At 70.0% G+C, this 5,359-nt stretch carries 4 protein-coding genes and 2 pseudogenes; all 6 read right to left on the minus strand.

Annotated elements, in window-relative coordinates; genetic code table 11:
* The coding region (locus AOK24_RS31570) for an ABC transporter ATP-binding protein (protein ID WP_240554228.1) at window positions 1-793 on the minus strand (793 nt) is incomplete at its 3' end.
* Window positions 790-1,674 carry an ABC transporter permease gene (locus AOK24_RS31575; protein ID WP_055723455.1) on the minus strand — a complete coding sequence of 295 codons (885 nt, stop codon included), beginning with the start codon at window positions 1,672-1,674 and terminating at the stop codon, window positions 790-792. The genes AOK24_RS31575 and AOK24_RS31570, both read right to left, overlap by 4 nt.
* Window positions 1,671-2,627, minus strand: a complete 957-nt coding sequence (locus tag AOK24_RS31580) for an ABC transporter permease (RefSeq protein ID WP_240554229.1) — start codon at window positions 2,625-2,627, stop codon at window positions 1,671-1,673. Before AOK24_RS31580 ends, AOK24_RS31575 begins: the two co-directional genes overlap by 4 nt.
* A 71-nt stretch (window positions 2,628-2,698) precedes the next feature.
* Window positions 2,699-3,367, minus strand: a pseudogene (locus AOK24_RS51375) (ABC transporter substrate-binding protein); the annotation flags it as partial.
* Between the two features lie 2 nt (window positions 3,368-3,369).
* A pseudogene (locus AOK24_RS51380) lies at window positions 3,370-4,454 on the minus strand (ABC transporter substrate-binding protein); the annotation flags it as partial.
* A gap of 232 nt (window positions 4,455-4,686) precedes the next feature.
* A complete protein-coding gene (locus tag AOK24_RS31590) occupies window positions 4,687-5,226 on the minus strand; it encodes a hypothetical protein (RefSeq protein WP_055723457.1) in 540 nt (179 codons plus the stop codon).
* Window positions 5,227-5,359: the final 133 nt, after the last annotated feature.

The following is a 5,359-nucleotide window of genomic DNA, read 5'->3' on the forward strand; positions in this document are numbered from 1 at the left end:
GGGGTTGGTGGCCGAGGAGGACCTCAGCCTCATCATGATCAGCCACGATCTGGCGGTCCTCGCGGAGACCTGCGACCGGCTCGCCGTGATGTACGCGGGCCGGGTCGTGGAGGAGGGCCCGGCCCGCGTACATCACGGCGAGCCGGTCGCAGGTCTCCGCGAGGACCGCCAGATCGTGGCTGATCATGATGAGGCTGAGGTCCTCCTCGGCCACCAACCCCTCGATGAGCCGCAGGATCTGCGCCTGGACCATGACGTCGAGGGCGGTGGTGGGTTCGTCGGCGACGATGAGGTCCGGCGCGCAGGCGAGCGCCATCGCGATCATCACGCGCTGACGCTGGCCCCCGGAGAGCTCGTGGGGGTACGAGCGTCCGCGCGAGGACGGCAGCCCGACCTGCTCCAGCAGCTCACCGGCCTTGCGCCGGGCGGCAGTCGGCGTCACCCGGGCGTGCAGGACGATCGGCTCGGCGATCTGGTCGGCCACCCGGTGGACGGGGTTGAGGGAGTGCATCGCGCCCTGGAAGACGATGGACGCCCCGGCCCAGCGGACGGCCCGCAGCCGCCCCCAGCGCATCGCGAGGACGTCCTCGCCGTCGAGCAGGATCCGCCCCTCGACCCGTGTCCCGGCGGGCAGCAGCCGCAGCAGCGCGAGGGCGAGGGTGGACTTCCCGCACCCCGACTCCCCGGCCACGCCCAACTTCTGACCGGGCGTCAGATCGAGGTCGACGCCCCGCACCGCCGCGAACCCGCCCGCGTACGTCACCCGCAGATCCCGTACCTCGAGGACGCTCAACGCCCCACCCCCAGCCGGGGGTTGAGCACGGACTCGACCGCGCGCCCGCACAGCGTGAACGCCAGCGCGACGACGGCGATGGCGATGCCGGGCGGCACGAGGTACCACCAGTGGCCCGCGCTCACCGCGCCGGCCTCCCGGGCCTCCTGGAGAAGCCCGCCCCAGGACACGACGGCCGGGTCGCCCAGCCCGAGGAAGGCGAGGGTCGCCTCCGAGAGGATCGAGGACGACACCATGAGCGTCGTCTGCGCGAGCACCAGCGGCATGACGTTGGGCAGGACGTGCCGGGCCATGATGTGCCCGTGCCCGCCGCCGAGCGCGGTGGCGCGTTCGATGTACGGCCGTGACTCGACGGCCAGCGTCTGCGCGCGCACGAGCCGGGCCGTCGTCGGCCAGGAGGTCACGCCGATCGCGAGGATCACCGTCCCGAGGGAGCGGGACAGGACGGTCGCGAGGGCGATGGCGAGGACCAGGGTCGGCATGACGAGGAACCAGTCGGTGACGCGCATCGCGACGGTCGCGTACGCGCCCTTGAAGTGCCCGGCGGTCACCCCGATCAGTGTGCCGATCGCCACCGACAGGATCGCCGCGAGCAGCCCGACGAGCAGCGACACCCGCGAGCCCCAGATGACGAGCCCGAGCAGGTCGCGGCCGTAGCGGTCGGTGCCGAGCCAGAACTCGCCGCTCGGGCTCTCCAGGGGCCGCCCGGGGGCGTGGGTCACGCCGGTGACGTCCGCGCCGACGGTCAGCGGAGCGGTGAGGGCGACGAGCGCGAACGCGAGGAGCGCGGCGAGGCCCAACAGGCCCGCGCGGTGTGTGCGGTAGGTGTTCCAGAAGCGTACGGCGCCGAGGCGGCGGCGCTGCCAGGCCAGGGTCTTCATCGGGCGGCCACCCTCGGGTCGAGCAGCGGATAGACGAGGTCGGCGAGGGTGTTCATGACGATCACCGCCGAGGCGAAGAACAGGAACAGGCCCTGGACCAGGGGGAGATCGGGGACGCTGAGCGCCTGGTAGAAGAGCCCGCCGAGACCCGGCCAGGAGAACACCGTCTCGACGAGGATGACCCCGGCGACGGTCCGGCCGAGGTTGACGAAGACGAGCGTCACCGTCGGCAGCAGCGCGTTCGGCACGGCGTGCCGGCGGCGCACGACCGCGTCCCGGAGTCCCTTGGCCCGCGCGGTCGTCAGGTAGTCGCTGCCCATCTCGTCGAGCAGCGCGGACCGCGTCACGAGCAGCGTCTGCCCGTACTCGACGGCGACGAGCGTGACGACGGGCAGCACCAAGTGGTGGGCCACGTCCAGGACATACGCGAACCCCTCCTCACCGCCCGTCTCCATCCCGCCGGTCGGGAACAGGCCCGGGATCGGTCCGGCCCCGACCGCGAGGACGACGATCAGCAGCAGCCCCAGCCAGAACGACGGCACCGAGTAGAGGACCAGCGCCAGACCGGTGTTGAAGCGGTCGCCGAACCCGCCGTGCCGCCAGGCGGAGCGGGTGCCCAGCGCGATGCCGAGGACCGTGTAGAGGACGAACGCCGTGCCGGTCAGCAGCAGTGTGTTCGGCAGCGCCTCGCCGATCTTGTCGACGACCGGCGTCCGGAACTGGTACGACGTCCCGAGGTCACCGGTCAGCGCCTTGCCGCAGTAGTCCGTGAACTGCCGCCACACCGGCAGGTCGAGCCCGAACTCCCTGCGGTACTGCGCGAGTTGCTCCACCGACACCGGCCGGCCCCCGGTCATCGTCTTCACCGGGTCGCCCGGGATCAGCCGGAACAGGAAGAACCCGGTGACCAGCACGGCCAGCAGCGACACGACCGCCCCGCCCAACTTGCCCATGCCGTACCGGAGATAGCCGTTCGACGCCCTGGGCGTGCGCGCCTCTCCGACGACGACGGCCGCCGTGTCGCTCACTCCCGGTCCTCCGCCCCCGCGCGCCGCCGCAGCCCGAGGAAGACCCCGGCCCCGGCCAGGAGCACGGCCCCGGCGACGATCCCGGCGATCGCCCCGCCGGACATCCCCGACGAGGAGTCCCCGGACGAAGCGGCCGGCACCGCCGACCACCAACTCCAGTACCCGTCCTGCCCGTAGATGTTCCCGGCGGCCTTCGGCATCGTCTCGATGGAGGCGATCTGGTCGGTGCGGTACGCCTCGACGGAGTTCTGGTACGCCATGACGTTCATGTACGCCAGGTCGTACAGCCGCGACTGCATCTGCTTCACCAGGTCGGCGCGTTTCGCCGGGTCGTACTCGGCCAACTGCCGTGCGTACAGGGCGTCGTACTGCTTGTCGCAGATGAAGTTGTCGGTGGCGCCGGTGTCCTTGGGGGTCGCGGGCAGCGCGTTGCAGGTGTGGATGGACAGGACGTAGTCCGGGTCGGGGTTGACGGACCAGCCGTCGAAGGCGAGGTCGTAGGTGCCGGCGAGCCAGGGGTCGGTGACGTTGTCGAGGCAGTCGAGGCGGACACCGATGCCCAGCTCGTCCCACCACTCCTTGAGGTACTGGCCGACCGCCTTGTCGTTGGGGTCGGTCGCGTGGCACAGGACGCGGTACGTGATCGGCTTGCCGTCCTTGCCGAGNNTCGAGGAGCTGGGCGGCGCGCTGCGGGTCGTACGAGAGTTTCCGGTCCGCCGGCGGTTTCCAGAAGTACTCCGTGAACCGGGGCGGGATGTAGCCCTCTCCTTCCACGGCCTGGCCCTGGAAGACCTTGTCGATCAGCGTGGTGCGGTCCACGGCGCGGAACAGGGCCTGGCGGACGCGCTGGTCGAGGAGGGAGGGGTGGCCGTCGCCGAAGCGGGTGCCGTCCTTCGCGCGGGCGCCGGGGTTGACGGCGAGGGCGTAGAAGCGGCGGCCCGGGGCGTTGTTGACCTTGATGTCCGGCCTGCTCCCGAGCGCTGTCGCCTGGGCCGGGGTGAGGTTGTTGACGAAGGAGACCTCGCCCTTCTGGAGCGCCGCGACCGCCGCGTCACCGTCCTTGTAGTACTTGAGGAGGAGCTCGTCGAACTTGGGTGCGCCCCGCCAGAAGTCCTTGTTGGCCTTGAGGCGGACGTAGCTGTCGGGTTTGTAGTCCGTGATGACGAACGGGCCGTTGCCGACGATCGGGAACGACTTGTCGTTGTTGAACTTCGAGAAGTCGCCGACCTTCTCCCACACGTGCTTGGGCACGATCGGCATGTCCAGGGCGGTCATCGTCGACTGCGGGCTCTTCAGCCTGACGACCAGTCGCGTCGGCGTCGGGGCCGTCACCCGCGCGAAGTTCGTGACGTAACTCCCGTTCGCGGTGGCCGCCTTCGGGTCCGTCATCATCTTCGTGAACGTCCACGCCGCGTCCTCGGCGGTGACCCGCTCGCCGTCCGACCACTTCGCGTCCGAGCGGATCGTGTACGTCCAGGTCAGCTTGTCGGGGGAGGACGACCACTTGGTCGCCAGGCCCGGGATCGCGTGCGCGTCGGCGGGGTCGTAGTCCGTCAGGTACTGGTACGTGAGGCGCAGGAGGCTGGTGCTCACGAGGCGGTAGGCGAGGAAGGGGCTCAGGGAGTCGACGCTCTGGGCGACGGCGATGGTGAGGACTCTCGGCTCGTCCTTCGCGTACGCCTGAGGGAGGGCGGGGAGCAGGAGGGACGACGTGAGGGCGGTAGCCGTCAGGAGGCGCCCGGGTCGGTTCATCGCACATGACCTCGCTTCACACGACTCGCACAGGGACCGGTTGTCGGACGGTGTACCAGGGCGCCGAAGCCGTCGTCAACGATGCGCGCACCCCGTGTGGCCTGCGGAAACGTGGCGTTGATCGGATAGTCGTACGGCATTGGTCGAGACCGGTGAAACGTGGCTGGTGAAACGATGACGGCCCGCCGGTGACCTCACCGGCGAGCCGTCTCGTCTCACTGTCCCGTCAGGACTACTTCCACTCCAGGCCCCAGACGTTGCTGTCCTTCTTCACCGGCGCGGTGACCCACTTCGCCCAGACCTTCTTCTCGACGTACTTGCAGCGCGCGTCGTAGTGGTACGCGTACTTCGTCGCGAGGAACTTCTTCGACTCGTGGAACATCGTCATGCGGACCTTGGTCTTGCCCGCCTTGTTCTTCGCCGGGATCGTGTACGACCAACTGCTCGACTTCGTCCAGGTCTTGCCGACCGTGACGGCGAACGAGGCGCTCGCCTTGGCGAAGATGACACCGGCCTCGGTGCCGAGGGTCGCGGTGCCGCTCGCGTTGACGGCGGCCGTCGTCGTCTTGTTGTACGTGAGGGTGCCGCCGAGGTCGTCGTACATCCAGTCGCTGTGCAGGTTCGTGGACTGGCGGACCGTCGACTTGTTCGTGATCGTGTAGCGGGTGCCCGGGTCGGGCGGGCAGGCGGCGGAGGCGGGGCCCGCCGAGACGGCCACGACGCCGCCGGCGAGGATGGCGGAGGCGAGGACGGAACTGGCGATTTTCCGCACGGATCGGTTCCCTTCGATGAGCGGTTCACCTGCGGCGGTGGTCCGGGTCGCAGGTCCCGGCGCCGTGGCGAGGTGAAGGTTGACCGGGGGCCGGCCGGGGTGACAACCGGGTTGTGCGGGAGGGGAGTTGGGG

It is taken from the genome of Streptomyces niveiscabiei, from assembly GCF_001419795.1.
Taxonomy (GTDB): domain Bacteria; phylum Actinomycetota; class Actinomycetes; order Streptomycetales; family Streptomycetaceae; genus Streptomyces; species Streptomyces niveiscabiei.